The sequence below is a fragment of the Thalassotalea sp. G2M2-11 genome, from assembly GCF_017168195.1.
GTDB lineage: Bacteria > Pseudomonadota > Gammaproteobacteria > Enterobacterales > Alteromonadaceae > Thalassotalea_E.
Genome location: NZ_JADNYL010000001.1, coordinates 491,905 through 511,388, shown reverse-complemented (window position 1 = coordinate 511,388; position 19,484 = coordinate 491,905). Strand labels below are relative to the sequence as shown.

Here is a 19,484-nt window from a genome sequence, read left to right as displayed (position 1 = left end):
ATTAGTTTATATTTTATAAACAAGTTTCAAGCCAATATTTTAAATTATTGATATATATAAACTATTATAGTTAAGAAAGAATGGATTGTTAGTTGCTTTAAGAAAAAACAACTAATTTTTAGTAAATTTCACTAATTATAAATACTGCGAAATATCAGCTCTTAGCGCAATAACAGCTGCCAGCATGTTTGACCGCTAGCCTGATATTTTGCTTCAAATGGCGTGAGCGGTTGTTGATCAACAACTTCGTTAAGCTCTCCTTGGCGATCAACTAACGTGGCGGCGAGTTGAAACTCTTGCAAATACAAGCGCCAGTTACTGCGTAATTCGATCTCTTCTCCAATACTGATCAACTCAGGAAAAACGGCACTGCCATGCCAGCGTCTTTGTAAGTGTTTCGCTTTTGGCCACGGATTTGGGTATAAAATATAATGTTTACTCACCGGCCAGTTAGCGCGTTTAACTAACCGATAAAAGTCATTTAAATCAGCCCGCACAAGTAAGTAATTATTTACTTGTTGTGTTGCCGTTTGGGCGATTAACTGTCCATCATTTTTATTAATGCGGTGTGCTGACTTATCCACCCCAATGACTAATGCATTGGGGTTACGTTTAGCCAGCAACCGTGTACTTTGCCCGACACCACAGCAAGAATCTAAGATCACTTCACCTTGATGCGCCTGAACCAGCTGATTTGCTTGTTCAAACGCCTCTAGAGTATGGGACTGAAAAGGTTTCTTTGACGGATGCGCAAGATGTTTCTTAGCAACATCAAGTAACTTTTCATGGATATCTGGTTGATTGGTGATAATCGCTTTTGAATCACCTAACGCCTTATCTGTCATTAACTTCTTAGCCCTATACCTTTAGTAATTAACATCATTGCGATTGTAAATAGACTTACAATAAACACACCAAGTACAGCAAATGCAACGGTCAAGTCGACATCTGATACCCCGATAAAACCATAGCGAAATGCATTAACCATATAGACAATCGGATTAACCTTAGACACCCCTTGCCAAAATTCCGGTAATAAGCTTATCGAATAGAACACGCCTCCAAGGTAAGTCAATGGCGTTAAAACAAAGGTTGGTATAATAGAAATATCATCGAAGCTACCGGCGAATATGGCATTAATTAACCCGCCCAAGGCAAATGTTGCAGATGTTAGTGCCACGGTAACAATGATCACCCAAGCGTTATGTACTTGAATATCTGTAAAGAACAATGAAATAAAAGTAACAATACACCCCACTAAAATGCCCCGAGTCATGCCGCCGCCGACATAGCCGGCAACAATCACCCAATTAGGCACAGGGGCTACTAACATTTCTTCAACATTACGTTGCCATTTGGCACTAAAAAAAGACGAAGCAACATTCGAATAGGAATTGGTGATCACGCTCATCATAATTAAACCAGGGACAATAAACGACATATAATCAAAGCCGTCCATAGTGCCGATGCGAGCACCAATTAACGAACCAAAAATAACAAAATATAAACTAATAGTGATCGCCGGCGGTACTAACGTTTGTACCCAAATACGCATAAATCGGTGTACTTCTTTGTGTAATATACTTTTCAGCGCGATCATATTTCTTGCAGACGACATTAATTATTCTCCTTGCGCAGCAACATGTGCCCCTGAACCCACTAAACTGACAAACAACTCTTCTAAACGATTACTCTTATTACGCATACTTTGTACATCAATTTGTTGTTCACTTAATTGCATAAAAACATCATTAATACGTTGTGATTTTTTGACATCCACTTCAATGGTATGGCCATCAATCACACGATAACAAAAACCCTCAATCTTTGGTTCAGGGCTATTTAGTTTCAAATCGAGTACAAAAGTTTCAACATCCAATTTGGCCAATAACGATTTCATATCGGTATTTTCAACAATCACCCCTGAATCGATAATAGCAATATTTCGACACAGCATTTCTGCTTCTTCTAGGTAATGAGTCGTTAAAATAATAGTGATACCTTGCTTATTTAACTCCCTGAGAAAGTCCCACATTGAGCGGCGTAGCTCGATATCAACACCAGCAGTTGGCTCATCAAGGATCAGTACTTTAGGTTCATGCATTAATGCACGTGCTATCATCAAACGTCGTTTCATACCACCCGATAAGTTACGTGCAGGAGCATCTTTTTTATCCCAAAGATCGAGTTGTTTTAGATATTTTTCAGCACGTTTATGAGCCAGCGATCTTTCTACGCCATAGTAACCCGCCTGATTAACTAAAATTTTTGTTAACGATTCAAACTGGTTGAAGTTAAATTCTTGTGGGACTAAACCAATAAAACTTTTCGCTGTTTCAAGTGCTTGATCGATGTCATGACCAAACACCTTTACTTGACCTGCGGTTTTATTGACAAGGGAGGTGATCACGCCAATCGTAGTTGATTTACCCGCACCATTAGGTCCGAGCAATGCAAAGAAATCCCCTTGCTTAACAGACAAATCAATACCTTTTAACGCTTGAAAGCCACCCTTATATGTTTTTTTCAAGCTTGTTATTTCGAGCGCTTTTTCCATAGCAATACCTCATTAAGATCGTCTTGATAACATGGGGGATAAAACAATATTTTCAATATGGCAGCACTAAATATCTCGCATGATTATCATTCAAGTTTTTGATGATGACACGAGTTTATGATTTGAGCACTACTCTATATTGGTAAAGCTAATTGGCGATTGTCTTGCTTTATCAACGGTGAGTTTAAAAATATCAGGCCGCGCATAATGGCCAGCCACATCTAATGCACGTTTAGCAGTAGTTGCTTGTGCTGCATCAATATCAACCAGCAGTAGACCTTTTTCACAGGATAATGGGCCGGCAATAATTTCTCCTTTAGGCGATACCACCAAAGAATCCCCCTGATTAATCCATTGCTCTGTTTCAGGGTATAACCTGTCAATATCAGGAAAGTCTTTCGGTAAATCACCTCGTTCAAGAGCCACACCACAAGATAATACCCAGCATTTGCCCTCTCTAGCAATATGTTGCATCGTACCTATCCAGGCATCGCCACTGTCATACGTTGGTGCGATGTAAATTTCAACGCCCTGCGCATACAAGGCATAGCGCGCCAAAGGCATATAATTTTCCCAACAAATTAAGCTGGCAATTTTGCCAACAGGCGAATCTATCACGTTCAATCCATGCCCATCACCAAAGCCCCAAACCATACGCTCAGGGTTCGTAGGCATCAATTTACGGTGGTGATTAATCAGTTTACCTTTATCGCTGATAGTCACAAGTGAATTATAAAGTGTGCCTTGGCTGTTCTTGTCATCTCGCTCACTCATCCCACAAACGACAGTAACCTGTTTTTTCTTCGCAACATCAAATAAAGGCTTGAGATCGTCAGTGGATAAGTTGACAGAGTTTTCAAAAAACTGATGATGTAATGATTCACAAATCCCCCAATCGCCACCAGGTCTTAATCGCCAGATCCATGCAGGGTAACCTGGAATAAACGCTTCAGGGAAAATGATCAACTGAGCACCTTGTTCAGCCGCACTCTCAATCAATTCCACCGCTTTGTTAATAGTGCGTGTTTTATCTAAAACAACAGGTGCCTGTTGAATAATCGCTATTTTACTCATCTCTACACTCCCTTTCACTTGATTAGTAGATCAGACAAATAGCTCATGATCTATCGCTGAAGGTTTCAGCTTTTTAAACGAATGGTTCTTTTAGATTAGCAAATAAACACAGCTTTGCTGTGCTTGTAGTAGCAGTTTCAATAAAGTGAAGGTATTGGATTTACTGATTTTTTCGTTTTAGCGCCAACATAATATCACGCCATGACAGTATACCCACGGCCTTCTTGGATTGATCAACAATTGGAATGCAAGATATTTTATATTGGTTGAACACATCAATCGCATCATAGACACTTGCCTCAGAGGTAAGGGTGACTAACTTTCTCGACATGATCTGATGTACACGCTTATTCAAAACGGCTAAATCTTTCGCTGTCTCAGATGCTGTTCCTAAGTTAGGGCTTAATGACTTTAGTAAATCACGATCAGAAATCACCCCAACTAACTCATTAGATTCAACAACAAGTAAATGATGAAAGCCTGTGTGATCAAATAATTTTTTAATATGCTTCAGCGTATCATCCATTTGTACGGTAACAATCGCTTTGCTCATTAACTTTTCTATGCCCATATTTACAGCTCGTTTATTTGTGTCTCACCAAAGTCAAATATGATCAATATCATAACCGTATTTTATCAATCATCGTTAGCTCAAAATGATATATATAGCTATAAACATTTTCATCAACAATCACAGTTCGATTTAGTGAAACTTGCTCGCTTTTAACGGTATCAATTTGATGCTAAATAAGAGTTCAATACGCCCTTGGCAACTGACGCAAGCTATAGATACACCCTTGGGTTCTCCGAACCTTGAGTATGAGGATCAATATCATTGGCTATCAATTGCTCCCATAAGTTAATTGCACTTTTGATAGCAACTTGCGTAGAAGGCTCTTTTTCAGGATTAGCGAACATTGCTGCATATATCTGCGCTGATGTATCACGAATAAACATGTCTTTATCCATTAGCAGGACTCCTCAATCAAAGAAAGACTCAATACTCATCTCATTGAAATATTTGTAAGATAAGCCAGTTAACTCACTTATTTGAGTATATAACAGTAATTAAATAATGCGTGCTGAGAGAGTAACACTAAAATTTAGCTGTATATTATCCAAAAGACATTATGAGAAGTAAGCGGTTCGGCTATCTATACACCTTATGAGGTATATGGAGCACTACAGACGCCAACCTCGTTGTCGCAGCTAATATAACCCCCCTTATTCACCTGTTCATACTTTTACATCGACGAAATCTATGATGTCGGACACACGACGTAGAAAATGTTTTAACAACAGCAAGAACCATTTTCTTGAACCGGTGGACATTTAATGGTGCCATAAGAACAAAAAACACAACAGCTTTTAGGTAATGGTTTCAATAATTTACGACAAGAGGTGCATTCATAAAAATACTGACAAGCATTCTTAGGCATGGTTTCCTTTTTTTCAGCCCCGCACGCTGGACAGGTAATAACCGACTCGGAAATAGTAATATCCATATAATAACCTTAAAAAATTAATAAAGTATTAACCTCTTACCACTATCTCAAATTATCCATCATAAAGCCAATAGCGAATAATTATCATCATTATTCAACATAAATATGTCTTTAAAAGTAGATGGATATCATAAAGATGCGTTTAATCAAATAAGGTAACCAAGCCAGTTTTTAAGATGAAAAACATTGCCAATAAATTGTATGCAATTTAAAGTATCGGCAAGTTAAACAAGGAAAATTATATGCAACTTTCAACATTCCAGCGCTGGATGGTAGCCACGGTGTTTACCACAACACTTGCCGCGTGCCAAAGCACAGTCAAAGAGCAAGATTCAGCGGATATAACAAAAAAGAACAATCACTTAACATTAGAACGCATTTATCAAGACCACGAATTTACATCAGATCGCATTGGCCGTATCCGCTGGCTAGCTGATGGCAGTGGTTACACCGCTGTTGAGAAATCTGCAGCAAAGAAAAAAAATGATGAGGGTGACGAAGTTAGCATAGGTAAAGATATTGTCGTTTACGATCCCGCAACATTAGAACGCACGATATTAGTGAGTGCAGAGCAACTGATCCCTGAAGGTGAAACCAAGCCGCTTGCCATTCATAACTATATTTGGTCAGATGATCGTAAAAAACTACTGATCTATACCAACAGCAAAAAAGTGTGGCGCTCAAATAGCCGCGGCGACTATTGGGTCTTAACATTAGCTTCAAGCAAGTTAGCGCGTTTAGGTGGAAAGGATGTGCAAGACAGCAGCTTGATGTTTGCTAAATTTTCGCCAGACGCAAGTGCTGTAGCTTATGTGGTAGACAATAATATTTATCTGGAAAATTTAGCTAATCAACAAATTACTCAGTTAACTAAAGATGCGGGTAATGGCATTATTAATGGCTTATTCGACTGGGTATATGAAGAAGAGTTTAGCATTCGCGATGGCTTTCGTTGGAGCCCTGACGGCAAGAAGATCGCCTATTGGCAGCTAGATACCAGTGGTAGTAAAGATTTTCATATGATCAATAATACCGATGCGCTCTACCCAACCATTACCAGTTTTCCGTACCCAAAAGTGGGAGAAACTAACGCTTTAGCTAAAATAGGTATTGTTGACTTAGCCAGTGCAAAAACAACTTGGGCAAAAATTCCTAATAATTCTCGCGATATGTACATTCCTCGTATGAATTGGTCAGGCAACAGTGATGAAATTCTTATCCAACACCTAAACCGTAAACAAGACAGAGACATACTCTACCTTACTAACGTATCAACAGGTGACGTACGAAAAATTTATACCGAACAAGATGAACACTTCTTAGACGGTATTACCGATGCAAAATGGATCAATCAAGGTAAAAACTTTATTTGGACTAGTGAAGCCAGTGGCTGGCGTCATTTTTATAACATTTCACGAGATGGTAAAACCAAAATAGATCTCACGCCGGGTGAATTTGATACCGTTAGCATTCAAGCCGTAGATGAAGATAGCGGTTGGCTTTATTATATCGCCTCACCAAAAGATGTCGGGCAACGTTATTTATTTAGAAGTAAATTAGACGCCAGCATTGTTAATCAACAAGTAACGCCTGATGCTTTTGCCGGCTCAAATAGCTATCAAATGTCACCTAACGGTGAATGGGCGATACATTCTCATTCCACTTTTAGTCAACCAACACAAAAACGCTTAGTAAAGATTGAAGGTCATCAAGAGCAACACATGATGATGGATAACAACGAATTAATCACTAAGCTCGATTCCCTTATTGCTCCACAACATGAGTTTTTTCAAGTGACTGCTCAAGATGGTGTGGTGTTAGACGGTTATATCATGCGCCCTGCTGATTTTGACCCTAATAAAAAATACCCTATTATTTTTTATGTTTACGGTGAAGCTTGGGGGCAAACAGTACAAGATAGATGGCGTGGCAATGCGTACCTATGGGATCAAATGATGACGGAAAAAGGCTATATAGTCGCTTCTATTGATAACCGTGGCACTCGCGCGCCGAAAGGCAGAGAATGGCGTAAACAAGTTTATGGTGCAATAGGAGTTTTATCCTCTCGCGACCAATCAGATGCCCTTAAAGCTATGGCGAAGCGTTGGAGTTACATAGATACTGACCGTGTTGGTATTTGGGGTCATTCTGGTGGAGGCTCTATGACATTAAACATGTTATTTCGCTACCCTGAGCAATATCATGTTGGTATTTCACTAGCGCCAGTACCGGATCAACGTTTATACGACACAATTTATCAAGAACGTTACTCTGGCATCCTTGCTGACAATGAAGAAGGTTATAAGCAAGGTTCACCTATTACTCATGCGAAAAACTTAGCGGGTAATTTACTACTGGTACACGGTACAGGTGATGATAATGTGCACTATCAAGGCGCAGAGCGTTTGATTAATGAATTAGTCAAACATAACAAGCAATTTCAGTTTATGTCTTACCCTAATCGTAGTCACGGATTGTGGGAAGGTGAAGGCACTACACTTCACTTACAAACATTAAAAACCGATTACTTTGATCAACACCTACTAAATCGTAACCAGTGATCATTTTGTTTCTCGATTGACAAGAGCTCAAATAAGCCTGCAAAGCGCAGGCTTTTTTTATGCTAACGCTTGAGCTAGAACTAGAAAGTCAATTTACTTGGTCAAACTCACTCAACAATAGTGCTTTTTGCCACTGTTGTCATTTCTATAAAAATTAACTTATTGATATATAGTACTTAATTAAATGGTTTTATTTTTGCTTATTAATATTGAACCATAGTAAATGAGGTAAAAAACATGAGTATTGAGCAAACAAGCAGTAAGAATTGGTTAAACACTAGTGTATGGCTAAGAGGGATTTTTATGCTCATCTTTGGTTTTATCGGTGGCTTTGCACGGTTTTTGATCACCATTATTGCTGTTTTTCAGTTTTTCTCGTTGTTATTAACTCGAAAAGCTAATACGCCACTCAAAATATTTGGTGAAAGCTTAAACAATTATATTTTTCAAATTAATCAATTCTTAACCGTCAACTCAGATAAGTACCCTTTTCCATTCAATAGTTGGCCAGACAGCAAACCAGTATATCGCTACACACCTAGAAGTTAATAGAGTAAATTCAATAAAAAAGCTCGCAAAATTGCGAGCTTTCTCATACTGACTTTACCGTCTTACCGACAGTTGATTACTTAGAGGCACGCGATACGTATTCGCCTGAGCGAGTATCAACCTTTACCACTTCACCAATTTGCACAAATAAAGGCACACGTACTACAGCCCCCGTGCTTAACGTAGCAGGCTTTCCGCCGGTTCCCGCAGTATCACCTTTTAAGCCAGGGTCGGTTTCTGTAATTTCCAGTTCAACAAAGTTAGGTGGCTCAACCGAAATTGGGTTACCATTCCAGAAAGTAATAGTACAAATATCGCCTTCCACTAACCATTTGGCGACATCACCAATGGCTTTTTCATCCGCTGCAACTTGCTCAAAGGTCTCATTATTCATAAAATGCCAGAATTCACCGTCGGCATATAAATATCCTAGTTCAGAATCCATTACGTCCGCGCCTTCAACTGATTCGCCAGACTTAAACGTTTTCTCTAGGACTTTGCCTGAAATTAATTTACGAATTTTGACACGGTTAAATGCTTGGCCTTTACCCGGTTTAACAATTTCGTTTTCCAAAATGTTACATGGTTCGCCATCGATCATTAATTTTAGACCGGCTTTAAATTGGTTAGTACTATAGTTCGCCATAAGATAGATCTCTTTTTATTAACGCAGAGAGTTAAGTAGAATTAAGAAATGCCGCAAATAATAACCCAAATCAGTAACAATTTGCACAATTCTTGGCAAAAAGAATTAGCAAATGTTGTGACAGATCCAAAAACACTGCTACAAATGCTCAATATCGCCCCCGAGAAGTACTTGCAGCATTTTAGTGCTCGAAAGTTATTTCCGGTACGAGTTCCCCAAAGCTTCATTGGCCGTATGAACCAAGGCGATATCAATGATCCCTTGCTAAAACAAGTCATGCCTTTGTCAGATGAGTTTATCGAAACCGATGGTTTCAGCCTTGATCCATTAGCCGAACATGACACTGTCGCTGAAGGACTACTACACAAATACAAGCACAGAGTATTAATGATAGTGAAAGCCGGTTGTGCCATCAATTGCCGCTATTGCTTCCGTCGCCACTTTCCCTATCAGGATAACAGTCCAAATAAACAGAGATGGCAGCATGCGCTAACATACATAGCTGCACACAAAGAGATTAACGAAGTTATTTTTAGTGGTGGTGACCCATTAATGGCCAGCGATGCTCACTTAAGCTGGTTAGTTAAACAAATAGAACTTATCCCGCATGTGACTCGTTTAAGGTTTCATACCCGCATGGCGATTGTTATACCGCAACGCATCACCGATGAATTTGTCTCGCTATTGCAACAGTCACGATTAAAAGCCACCATTGTCTTTCACATCAACCACGCTAATGAAATTGATTCCTCAGTACGCACAGCCATTGAGCCGCTTAAAGCAGCTCGCATCCCTTTGTTTAATCAAAGCGTTTTACTCAAAGGAGTTAACGATAATGTAGACACGCTTTGTCAACTCAGTGAGCAATTGTTTGACAGTGGTATCCAACCCTATTACTTACATTTATTTGATAAAGTACAAGGGGTTGCGCACTTTAATATCAATGATGAAAAGGCTCAATCAATTGTCAAAGCAATGATGGCAAGATTACCTGGGTTTTTAATGCCAAAAGTGGTGCGAGAAATTGCGGGAGAAGCTAACAAAACGCCATTAAATTTGGCATAATAGCGGCGTTTTTTGACCAACCCAATATGAGCTTATGACTGCAACTGTTAACCAACAATTAATTGATAATATCTCCATCATTTTAAAGAAATCATTGGCTGCTGATGCCACTTTAACCGATCTTAGAGAAAAAAAGATGGCCGGTTTTGACGCTATCTTCAAAAAAGATGCGGGCTTTAATAGCTCTGCCAATACCTTTCAACCTTATGTTGAAGAAGTCGCTGATGACTTATTAAAATGGCAGCAATCACAAGATAAACAACTGCTTATTTCAATCGTTAAACGTATTGAACAATTATTTACTGTACTGGCTAATTTTGAACAGACATATACTGAGTAACATACCTTGTAACAAGATGTGACACTCACTACACAGAGACGCTACAAATAACCTATACTTAACCGGATAAACACATAAACAATAAGGTGAAACTGATGAACAATCATGCTCGTAGTACTTTTTTATTATGCTGTACTTTTTTATTAACTGCTTGTGGAGGTGGTAGCAGTAGCTCTGATACCACCACACCAACAGGCACGAGCCAAACTAGCTTAACTCTGGGTATTTCTGATGCGCCAGTGGATGATGCCGATGCAGTAGTCGTTACTATTGATACCATCACGTTCAAAAGAGATGGTAATGATGATGTGGTATTTGATACCTTTAATAATAGTGAACTCGGCATTGAAAATGCCGACACAGTACAAATTGATTTACTTCAATACCAAGGCAGTGCTCAAATCAACATCCTCGAAGGTGAGATGATTGATGTCGGTGATTACAATCAAGTTATTGTTGGTATCCTTGATGATGATATCGAAGCCACCTATTTATTGGAAAAAGATGGCGACATTAAAGCAATTAAATTGCCTAGTGATACCTTAAAACTTGGTGGTGTTAGCTTTAGCGAAGGCAATGACACTACCGCATTAACCATTGAGTTTAACTTGCGCCGTTCAATGACGTATAACACTGGGCCAGATCGCTATATCTTAAAACCTACCGGTGTTCGTGTTGTAGACAATAGTGAGTCAGGCACTATTTCTGGCGTTGTTGCTCTTGATACCATTAACCAATCTGGTGTTGATTGTATGGCTGACAATAATATGATTTATCTATATGAAGGTACTGATTTAGATACCAGCCTATTAGCAGACAACTTTGATAGTGAAGAAGCTAATCATGGTGCGCCTGACAATGCCATTGCACCAATAGATTCAACCTCACCAAGTTTTGATGATGACAGCCAAACTTACCAATACGAATTTGGTTTTGTCCCTAGTGGTCAATACACTTTGGTTTACGCTTGTAACTCAGGTGAAGAAGGCGATGACCCAGAAAAATATGATGGTGATATTACTCTGCCAAACCCTGAAACGGAAGTCATCACAGTGACGGTTGAAAATGAAGCCGTAGCTACTCAGGACTTCCCAATCACTCAATAATCTGAGACGCTGTTTTAAAGTCACAGCCCACAAAATAAAAAAGCCGAAAATTGAATTTTCGGCTTTTTTTGTTGGTTAAAAAATTTCCCTATTTACGGTTGATACTCCCTCATTGATTAAAAGTATCAGCAAACCAGTCATCCAACATACGTTTTTCATAACTCAATTGATCGTTATGGTATTTCAAACGTGCACCAAGCATAAAATTCATATCAGTTAAATTGATCTCATCAGATGAGAGCAACTGTTGATTCCCATCCAATAATTGATAGCTAAACTTCAATCGTGGATAGAATAGCTCTTTGACCACTCGAATACGGTGCATACCGCCATGATTGACATCACCCGCTAGGTCAACATCTTTAACCACTATTTTTAAGGTTTGCCCTTCAGGTAACTGACTGGCTAATTTAGCAAAATGCTGTTCAAACTCAGCAAATACTCGTGCTTTAAACTTCGCTCTATGACCTTCTCCTACATCAACATCCCGATATTTATCGGGATTAGACCAGGTAACTTCACTCACACCAGCTTGTGCATTTGTCATAACTAATAGCGACACAGCTAAGGTAATAGACTTGGCTAACTTATTCATCATTTGCCCCTTTTTCTGTTACTGACATTTATATTAGACCGGATTTTAACCAAAAGTTATGTAATTATTTGTTAAGGATAATTTATATCTTATTTATCAATCTATTAGTAATAAATTGATAAGAAAAAACTCGAACGATAAAAAATAAAGGAACATAACAATATAAATAAAAAAACCCCATAAACATTAGTTTACGGGGTTTTTGAAAGGTTATGAGTTTCTATGAAATCATAGAAGGATGATTACATCATACCGACCCATTCACCACATCCCCCGTAAGTTGCCGTTAAATAAGGCTTAGTGTTAACATTACTGTCTATAACAATGACTACAATAGCGGCTACATGGCGAAAAAAGAGAACCAATATTTAAAACTAAGGGGAAATGTATGGTGGTATCAAAGACGAGTCCCTACGGCCCTTAGAGAGCGCTTCAAAGGACAAACGATATTATCTCAAAGCCTAAACACAGGGGACATTCGAGAGGCTCGCGCAAAGCGGGATATTCTCAACGGCAAACTAGAGGAACAAAAGTTCAACTCATTCAATCCAGATCGTCACCGCTTCTTAGAGTTAGTCCAAGAGTTCTCCTATGAAAAAGAACGTAACCCGGGGGAGTGGGATGCGCCTCTCGACGCTCGAGAAATGCAACGTAAAGGCGATGACGCAGCTCTCGACGCCTACACAACGGTTAACGGCTACCAAGATCAACGACACAAGTACGGCATTACGCTCAAAGAAGGTGTCGAAGCATGGACGAGAAAATTTAAAACTACAAAGACTGCCGATACAGTTTCTAAGATTAAGAAAACGGCCTACGAATTCCTAGAATTTTTAAACCTTTTCGACATACAGATCAGCGATATAACTAATCGACAGGTTCACGATTTTATCGAGGTTCTACAAGCGACCAAGGCCAGAGCAACGGTACAAGGTAAAATAAGTCGTCTACGCTCGATATGGAACTATTGTAAGAGCCTAGGAGAAGTATCAGGAGAGAGTCCGTTCGATGGCCATATCTTCGTAGGGAATGACGAGCGGAACCAAAAGCAGCCCTTTACGGTCGAGGAAATGACTTGGATTAAAAACAACGTAGCGACGGACGACCCTATTAAGCGCCTATTGTTGGAGCTTGGTATTTTTACAGGTTGTCGTATCTCAGAGCTATGCAACCTTACTCCCGAGCATGTCATTAGCCGAGAAGGCGTGTCGGCTATTTTTATCGAGGAAGGAAAGACATCTGCGTCAACCCGGTTAGTACCCGTTACAGACGATTTAGGAGAGCGCCTTGAAGCTTTAGCCGAGAAAAAAACTAAAGGTGAAAGGCTGTTTGGTATCGAAGGGAAAGACGCCAGTCGATGGTTCTCACGAATTAAGACCGAACACATATCGACCGACTCCGCAAAGTCATTCCACTCATTTCGAGTTATGTTCGCCACGGCCATGCAACAAGCCGAGGTCGAGGAATTAAAGGCCGCCGCCATAATCGGCCATAAACGAGGCAATACAATGACCTACGGATACTACTCGAAAGGTTACGAACTTAAACAATTAAAAGAAGCGTACGATAAGTGCGTCGAAAAGATTATTTGGTAAAGGACTAAAAATGACTCAGGAAGAATTAGATTTAATAATTAAGAACCACCAACTTTGGCTAAACTCAGAAGGCAGCGAAGGGCAACAGGCCGATTTTAATAACGAAATTATAGATTGCGATTATGAACATGCCCCACAGAGTATGAGAGTAAAATTCCATAAAGGAGGTGGACTTGAAGCTGTGGGAGGAGTCGCTTTCGTAAACGGACAAGAAAGTAAAGAGCATCGCCCGTCTCACTTTACTGCTCTTAATTTTGGACAAGCAGACCTACGAGGCGCACTCTTTAAAAATGCATTATTTTATAAATGCGATATGTCGGAAGTGAACTTTAGCGCCTGTGACTTGAGTGAGGCCAAATTCGCGGAAGTTAAGCTGACAAAGGCTAAATTCGGTGGTTTTTTCGAGCCTCCCGCTAAGTTAAACGGTGTTACTTTTATCCGTTGCGATTTAACTCACAACTTCCTTCAACAACATGACCTCTCTTACAGTGAGCTTAGTGGCACAGACTTTAGCGATAGCAATATGATTTCAACTGTTTTTAAAGAGTCTACAGCGGTAGGTGCGAAATTCAAATCAGTCAGTCTATCCGGTGCAGACTTTTCGGGCTGCTCTTTGTCAAATGCCGAGTTTGTAGGTTCCGACTTAACTGCCGCAAACTTTTCATTAGCACGGCTTAAACTGGCGACCTTCGTTAACTCTAACTTGGCGGGAGCGATAGGCAAACAACAAGGCTACTTTAAACGCCTTAAAGAGGCCTTTAATAGTAAAAGAGAGTCAAATTATGTCGGGTGTCGAATAGATGGTTCGTATGGAAATGAAAGATTTAAAAAAGCAATTAACGAAGAGGCTTATGTCGAAGAGTTTTCGTCAGCCCATCCTCACTGGTACAAACTATGGTTAATATCCTCCGACTGCGGACGTTCCATGCGATTGTGGTCCGTTTGGTCATTGGTAATTGCGTTAATTTTTGCCATTGCCTATTTTAATATCGGAGTTGATGGGTTCACGTTTAATGATCAGATTACTAAACTTATTAAAGCGGGTGATTTCTTCCCATTTTTCTATTATTCGGTAGTAACCTTTACAACATTGGGGTTTGGCGACATAACGCCTATCAACTCTTTGGCGATGGGAGTCGTAATTTTAGAAGTAATCATCGGCTTTGTTATGCTCGGTTTACTAATTTCTATTCTCGCTAACAAAGTCGCAAGCAGGAGCTAACGATGAACATTAATAGCCTTTTTGATGATAGTAATTCTTCGTATGAAGACTCTTTACTAAAAGTAGTATTCGACAATATAGAACTAGAAGTCTGTAAAGAAATAGAGAAACATAATTTAATCGTTGGCTGCACCCTGACTCTTTCAAATGAAAAAATTATTGAAGCTTTATCCTCAAATGAAAAGGAAGTGTGCATTATCGTCGATAAGAAAAGTTCTCTCAAAAAACAGAGATTCTTAAAGGATTCGAGTTCTAACTTAACAGCTTTTAAATTTGACCCTTCCACTTTTGGCGATTTATACCTGTTAACATCTCCAGATGTAAAACAAATCAATAATAAAGACCCTATTAGACTTTTTGGTTTATCAACAGAGCCGTATGAAGAAGTTGGCGACGATAATGAAACAAGAAAACGATATCCTCTATCACATCAAAAGTTTTTAGTATTTTGTAACTACGATAATGATGGAACAATTAGTGCTGAAAAGATTGTTACTGGCTCTTTTAACTTTTCAGACAATGCACCTTACTCAAGAGAAAACGTTATATTTATTAATGACCCGAAAGTCGCAAACCTCTTTTATAGAGAGTGGCAGCGTATAGCTACATTAAGTGAACCTCTAAATCAATTTTGTAAGGATGATATTGCGCCTCAATTCCTCGAAAGCTCAATGAGCGGTGAAGAAATAAAATGGAATTATGAAACACTTAAATCGTTGAGCGAACATAATGAGCATACATACAAAATGCTAGAGGACGCCGATGCAGCTAAACATTTATACGAAAAAGATTACTATTAAAGAAGAGTTCTTTTTGACTATAGCCGTAACGAACCATTAGGCCGAACCAAAATAAAGTTCGTTTAGACTTGCATCTCCATGAACTCCATCATAGGATGCTGACCTTTAGACTCTAAACGAACTATTTTGATAAGGTCCCCTAATGACTGCACACCGTTACGGTTACGCCCGAGTATCGACACTAGACCAATCCACCAGCATTCAACGAGAAGCTCTAGAGGCGGCTAAATGCAACCGTATATTCGAGGAGAAGGCGTCCGGAATAACCCGAGAAGGCCGCTCCGAGTTGTCCTTAGTCCTCGAAGTGTTACGCGAAGGCGACACTCTTGTCGTGACCAGAATAGACCGTCTAGCTCGCTCACTTAAAGATTTACAAGACATAGTCCACGACCTAAAAGTCCGAGGAGTTCACCTCGAAGCAACGGAACAACCAATCGACACAAAGAGCGCCGCCGGGAAGGCTTTCCTCGATATGCTCGGGGTTTTCGCTGAGTTCGAGACCAACCTTCGTAAAGAACGTCAGCTAGAAGGTATCGCCAAGGCCAAAGAGAAGGGCGTCTATAAGGGCCGAGCGCCAGTGTCCGAGGAGAAGAAGAAGCAAGTTAGAAAGCTTTACTTAGAAGGCGTTAAGCCCGCACAGATAATCAGAGAGACGGGAATCGGCAAGACGACTGTGTTTAAAATCATAAAAACGTTAAGATAGCAGCAAGCACGAGAAGAAAAGAACTCACTGATGTTTATTCCCGATCCTGAACGACTGATTGAAAAAACGTCGACCCGAACTGCAAGGTTTTGGGGTTGGATATCTTTGCTCGTTTCTATAGGTGTCCTGATATTGGTTTTTATGTCAAATGACTTCCCCGCGAAGGTCATAGGGATACCCGCCGGAGTCTTATTGCTGTTGCTGTCTATTAGGTTGTTATTTGGTAGGGGCCAAAAAGGGCTAGGGATCTTCTCATCGACGTCTCTTTACTTATTGGGGGCATTAATTGGCCTAACTAGCGTCTTCGCGAGCTTATGGAACCAAACGTTTTACTACAATGGCATTGTAATGGCCTTGGGCTGCATACTTTTAGCAAAGCACCGTAAGAACAAAAAATAGTTGTTCGATACACTTATCCGGATTTTTAAATACCTTATCGAACGTCCTTAAGGTTGACCTAAAAAACCTCTTAGACCTCGCTGTTGCTGGCTTTATGACGTTCTTGTCGTTACAATTTTAATTTTAATTAATTACGGAAAAACTTAATGCCTAGAGGTAACTCCCGCAAAGTCCCCCTTAAGGAAATCTTACTAATTGACGAGATAACTCCTCGCGGTCCTCTAGGGAAAGGCTCAAAGGGTCGACAAAAGGTCCTAGATAAACTCACAGACGACCACCGACAAGCTTTAACCAGCGAGGCTGCTCTTAAGGCTAGGGTAACGCCTCAAGGGTTTTCGATAGGAGCAAACATAGAACGGCTTAAAGTCGCTAAGATCCCCAGAGACCTACCGACGGCTTACGAGAAGAAACTTAAAGGCGTCTCTTATGCGCTGGTGGACGGTTACCAACGTTACAAGGCCATTGTCAAAAAGTACGGCTTAGAGACCCGCGTCCCTATCGAGGAGCTAGAGGGCGAAACTATGGCGGACCTAATGCTCGCCGCTTACGAGGCAAACGAAAAGCACCCGTTACTCTTAACGCAGGACGAAAAGAAGGCCCACGTCTTCCGCCTCATGCTTAACGGCCTCCTTATGGACAAGTCTATCGACCAATTGTATAAAATGTTTTCTCACTCTTTCGGACGCACGACCATAGCTGAATATAAGAATGCCGCTAAGTTTGCCCGAGAGGAGGCTCAACTCGAAGGACTCCCCCCGGAGCAAGTTATAGCCGCCCTTAGAGAGCATTTAAGAGCCCCCACGGTAGACTTAATTAACCCCCGATATGACTCCAAGGGCTACCCCCTAAAGGAGACCGTAGTCGGCTGGAAGTCGGTCGTAGAGACTGGAGACGTAACGGAGCTATTAGCTAAAAGGGAGCGAGAAGAAGAACGACGCCAAAGCAAGGAGCGAGAAGCCTTGACAGACTTCGCTGCGACCGCTAAAGGCTATGACGAAAAGGTGGCCCTAAAAGCCGCTTACGCATTAATTGGTAGGCTAAAAGATAAGCTTAATGATAAACCAGACGAGGACTTCCTAGAGCTTTTCGGGGAGGACTAGAGTACGGTCGTAACTAAAACCTTTAGCATGGCCTTGTTTTAAAATATAAAAAACTTTAGCTTATTGCTGATTAGTATTTTCAAGAATGTTAGGTAACTATAAGTAAGGACAAAATGAAGACTCTTAAGTTTAAAATGGAATGCGAAATAACTGTACCCGACAACGCAGTAATTCACGAGGTTAATGGTCTAGAGTTTCTTTTAGTACATGGTCGATTAATAGCACCAGAATTATCTTGGATAACGTTAGATGGTGTTGATGCTGACGGTGAACCTGATTTAATGCCCTTGGAGGGCGAAATTGAAGACAAAGTTAACTCGTTAGGGACCTGCTACTCTGTTAGTAAATTAATACTCGAAAACTCAAAGGGTGAATAAATGGATATAGAATTACTTCGCCCTAAGGACTCTCCTAGAATAATTGATCTTGTCGCACAGGCAGGCATCGATGTTACTCCATGGACCACCAATGAAGATGGGACAGCTTGTAAAGTTCCCGCCAGCAATCCTAAGTACTGTTACGAATGGTGCTTTAGGGATTTTAAGTCTAAGGTAGTAGTTTTAAACATTTGGTTCGATGAGCTTTATGTCGATAACACTCAAATCAGCCAAAGGCTAAATTTACGGTTAATAGCCGATACAGACCAAGACCCCAACCGTAGAAGAAGAGCGGCAACAATGGACTCTGCGATAAGAGTAGCTTCATTGGGCGGCTGGACCATAAGAGCTATAATTATGGCCGGAAAAGATAGAAAGGATGGGAAGCAGGAAGCTAAAGCGAGAATGTTAGACTCGCAACCATGGATTGTAGATTCCTACTCAGAAGATACTGGGGAGTGTCACTTAGTTAGGAACGAAAACGACGTGAAGCCGAAGCCCGTCCAAACCGCCCCATGGACCCGTAAAGAATTAAGAGCATCGGTTGAGGCATACTTAGAAATACGTACAGCAGAGATGCAAGGTAACCGAATCAATAAAGCGGCTGTCTATAGACAACTTGAGGAGCGCTTCGATAGGACCGGGAAAGCCTTTGAATTTAGGATGCAAAACATCTCGCACGTATTGTCGCTAATGGGCCGAGAATGGGTAGATGGCCTTAAACCAGCCTCGAATGTTGGACCTACCAACGCAAGCATTATCGAAGAACTAATATACGAACTAGAGGGAAATTCTGCTCCGCCTGTAGCCGCATTCGAGGAGAAAATTAGAGCATCCCTTAAAAAAGGCATAAAGAGCCCCCCAGAAGGTAATCAGTCACCCGGTACTTCAAGCTCCCCCGTCACACAATTCGTTAGGGACCCTGCCGTTGTCGCATGGGTTTTAAACGTGGCCCAAAAGAACTGCGAGTGCTGTAAACAAAAAGCGCCATTCGAAAAAGATGATGGCTCCCCGTTCTTAGAGGTTCATCACGTATTACGCCTTGCCGACGGAGGGCCCGATGTCATATCAAATGCTGTAGCACTATGCCCTAACTGTCACCGAGAGCTCCATTATGGGGTAAATCGAGCCAAACTTACAGAACGCCTTTACGAGTCGATCAAACGCTTAGAGAAGCCTACGGGTCCTTCCTAGGCCATACCACGAGGGTAATTCTCGCCCCGTCGTTTAAATTGTGAGAGGGTTCTGGGGATCGCCTTTATATTGTTGCTAATGCCTGTTTTAACTTAA

General features: G+C 40.6%; 21 protein-coding genes. 12 read left to right on the top strand and 9 right to left on the bottom strand.

The annotated features are described in order from the left end of the window. Window positions 1–161: 161 nt before the first annotated feature. From IV514_RS02255 to IV514_RS17410, 7 genes are all read right to left on the bottom strand, one after another. The gene (locus IV514_RS02255; RefSeq protein ID WP_206483281.1) at window positions 162–845 is read right to left on the bottom strand and encodes an SAM-dependent methyltransferase; all 684 of its coding nucleotides are present in this window, start codon (window positions 843–845) and stop codon (window positions 162–164) included. Then, on the bottom strand, window positions 845–1,618 hold the full coding sequence (locus IV514_RS02250; protein ID WP_241242146.1) for an ABC transporter permease: 774 nt from the start codon (window positions 1,616–1,618) through the stop codon (window positions 845–847). Before IV514_RS02250 ends, IV514_RS02255 begins: the two co-directional genes overlap by 1 nt. A 3-nt stretch (window positions 1,619–1,621) precedes the next feature. Beyond that, window positions 1,622–2,557 carry an ABC transporter ATP-binding protein gene (locus IV514_RS02245; RefSeq protein ID WP_206483280.1) on the bottom strand — a complete coding sequence of 312 codons (936 nt, stop codon included), beginning with the start codon at window positions 2,555–2,557 and terminating at the stop codon, window positions 1,622–1,624. Between the two features lie 129 nt (window positions 2,558–2,686). Continuing rightward, window positions 2,687–3,631, bottom strand: coding sequence for a carbon-nitrogen hydrolase family protein (locus tag IV514_RS02240; RefSeq protein WP_206483279.1), 945 nt, complete (start codon window positions 3,629–3,631; stop codon window positions 2,687–2,689). Window positions 3,632–3,791: 160 nt separating this feature from the next. Then, the gene (locus tag IV514_RS02235; protein WP_206483278.1) at window positions 3,792–4,202 is read right to left on the bottom strand and encodes a CBS domain-containing protein; all 411 of its coding nucleotides are present in this window, start codon (window positions 4,200–4,202) and stop codon (window positions 3,792–3,794) included. A gap of 212 nt (window positions 4,203–4,414) precedes the next feature. Next, a complete protein-coding gene (locus tag IV514_RS02230) occupies window positions 4,415–4,600 on the bottom strand; it encodes a hypothetical protein (RefSeq protein ID WP_206483277.1) in 186 nt (61 codons plus the stop codon). Window positions 4,601–4,923: 323 nt separating this feature from the next. Beyond that, on the bottom strand, window positions 4,924–5,136 hold the full coding sequence (locus IV514_RS17410) for a GDCCVxC domain-containing (seleno)protein (RefSeq protein ID WP_241242145.1): 213 nt from the start codon (window positions 5,134–5,136) through the stop codon (window positions 4,924–4,926). Between the two features lie 242 nt (window positions 5,137–5,378). On the opposite strand from IV514_RS17410, the gene IV514_RS02225 reads away from it, so the two are divergent. Together IV514_RS02225 and IV514_RS02220 are read left to right on the top strand one after the other, a co-directional pair. Further along, a complete protein-coding gene (locus IV514_RS02225) occupies window positions 5,379–7,697 on the top strand; it encodes a S9 family peptidase (protein ID WP_206483276.1) in 2,319 nt (772 codons plus the stop codon). A gap of 237 nt (window positions 7,698–7,934) precedes the next feature. Continuing rightward, a complete protein-coding gene (locus tag IV514_RS02220) occupies window positions 7,935–8,246 on the top strand; it encodes a DUF4389 domain-containing protein (RefSeq protein WP_206483275.1) in 312 nt (103 codons plus the stop codon). 76 nt (window positions 8,247–8,322) lie between these two features. On the opposite strand, the gene efp is transcribed toward IV514_RS02220, so the two are convergent. Then, complete coding sequence (gene efp, locus IV514_RS02215) at window positions 8,323–8,892, bottom strand: elongation factor P (RefSeq protein ID WP_206483274.1); 570 nt, start codon at window positions 8,890–8,892, stop codon at window positions 8,323–8,325. A gap of 48 nt (window positions 8,893–8,940) precedes the next feature. On the opposite strand from efp, the gene epmB reads away from it, so the two are divergent. The 3 genes from epmB to IV514_RS02200 all read left to right on the top strand — a co-directional run bounded on the left by epmB (window position 8,941) and on the right by IV514_RS02200 (window position 11,403). Beyond that, the gene (epmB, locus tag IV514_RS02210; protein ID WP_206483273.1) at window positions 8,941–9,957 is read left to right on the top strand and encodes an EF-P beta-lysylation protein EpmB; all 1,017 of its coding nucleotides are present in this window, start codon (window positions 8,941–8,943) and stop codon (window positions 9,955–9,957) included. A gap of 34 nt (window positions 9,958–9,991) precedes the next feature. Next, window positions 9,992–10,297: a hypothetical protein gene (locus IV514_RS02205; protein WP_206483272.1), complete on the top strand. Its 306-nt coding sequence runs from the start codon at window positions 9,992–9,994 to the stop codon at window positions 10,295–10,297. Between the two features lie 95 nt (window positions 10,298–10,392). Further along, the gene (locus IV514_RS02200; RefSeq protein WP_206483271.1) at window positions 10,393–11,403 is read left to right on the top strand and encodes a DUF4382 domain-containing protein; all 1,011 of its coding nucleotides are present in this window, start codon (window positions 10,393–10,395) and stop codon (window positions 11,401–11,403) included. 109 nt (window positions 11,404–11,512) lie between these two features. Here the strand turns inward: IV514_RS02200 and IV514_RS02195 are convergent, their stop codons facing one another. Next, window positions 11,513–12,001, bottom strand: a complete 489-nt coding sequence (locus tag IV514_RS02195; RefSeq protein ID WP_241242144.1) for a DUF3016 domain-containing protein — start codon at window positions 11,999–12,001, stop codon at window positions 11,513–11,515. 341 nt (window positions 12,002–12,342) lie between these two features. Here IV514_RS02195 and IV514_RS02190 point away from each other — a divergent pair, with 341 nt between their 5' ends. From IV514_RS02190 to IV514_RS02160, 7 genes are all read left to right on the top strand, one after another. Continuing rightward, window positions 12,343–13,593 carry a tyrosine-type recombinase/integrase gene (locus IV514_RS02190; protein ID WP_206483270.1) on the top strand — a complete coding sequence of 417 codons (1,251 nt, stop codon included), beginning with the start codon at window positions 12,343–12,345 and terminating at the stop codon, window positions 13,591–13,593. Between the two features lie 10 nt (window positions 13,594–13,603). Then, on the top strand, window positions 13,604–14,815 hold the full coding sequence (locus IV514_RS02185; RefSeq protein WP_206483269.1) for a pentapeptide repeat-containing protein: 1,212 nt from the start codon (window positions 13,604–13,606) through the stop codon (window positions 14,813–14,815). A gap of 2 nt (window positions 14,816–14,817) precedes the next feature. Continuing rightward, the gene (locus tag IV514_RS02180; RefSeq protein ID WP_206483268.1) at window positions 14,818–15,615 is read left to right on the top strand and encodes a phospholipase D-like domain-containing protein; all 798 of its coding nucleotides are present in this window, start codon (window positions 14,818–14,820) and stop codon (window positions 15,613–15,615) included. Between the two features lie 142 nt (window positions 15,616–15,757). Then, complete coding sequence (locus tag IV514_RS02175) at window positions 15,758–16,318, top strand: recombinase family protein (RefSeq protein ID WP_206483267.1); 561 nt, start codon at window positions 15,758–15,760, stop codon at window positions 16,316–16,318. Between the two features lie 545 nt (window positions 16,319–16,863). Then, complete coding sequence (locus tag IV514_RS02170; RefSeq protein ID WP_206483266.1) at window positions 16,864–17,817, top strand: hypothetical protein; 954 nt, start codon at window positions 16,864–16,866, stop codon at window positions 17,815–17,817. A 113-nt stretch (window positions 17,818–17,930) separates the two neighbouring features. Further along, window positions 17,931–18,194: a hypothetical protein gene (locus IV514_RS02165; protein WP_206483265.1), complete on the top strand. Its 264-nt coding sequence runs from the start codon at window positions 17,931–17,933 to the stop codon at window positions 18,192–18,194. Beyond that, the gene (locus IV514_RS02160) at window positions 18,195–19,388 is read left to right on the top strand and encodes an HNH endonuclease (RefSeq protein ID WP_206483264.1); all 1,194 of its coding nucleotides are present in this window, start codon (window positions 18,195–18,197) and stop codon (window positions 19,386–19,388) included. The last annotated feature ends 96 nt before the right edge of the window (window positions 19,389–19,484 follow it).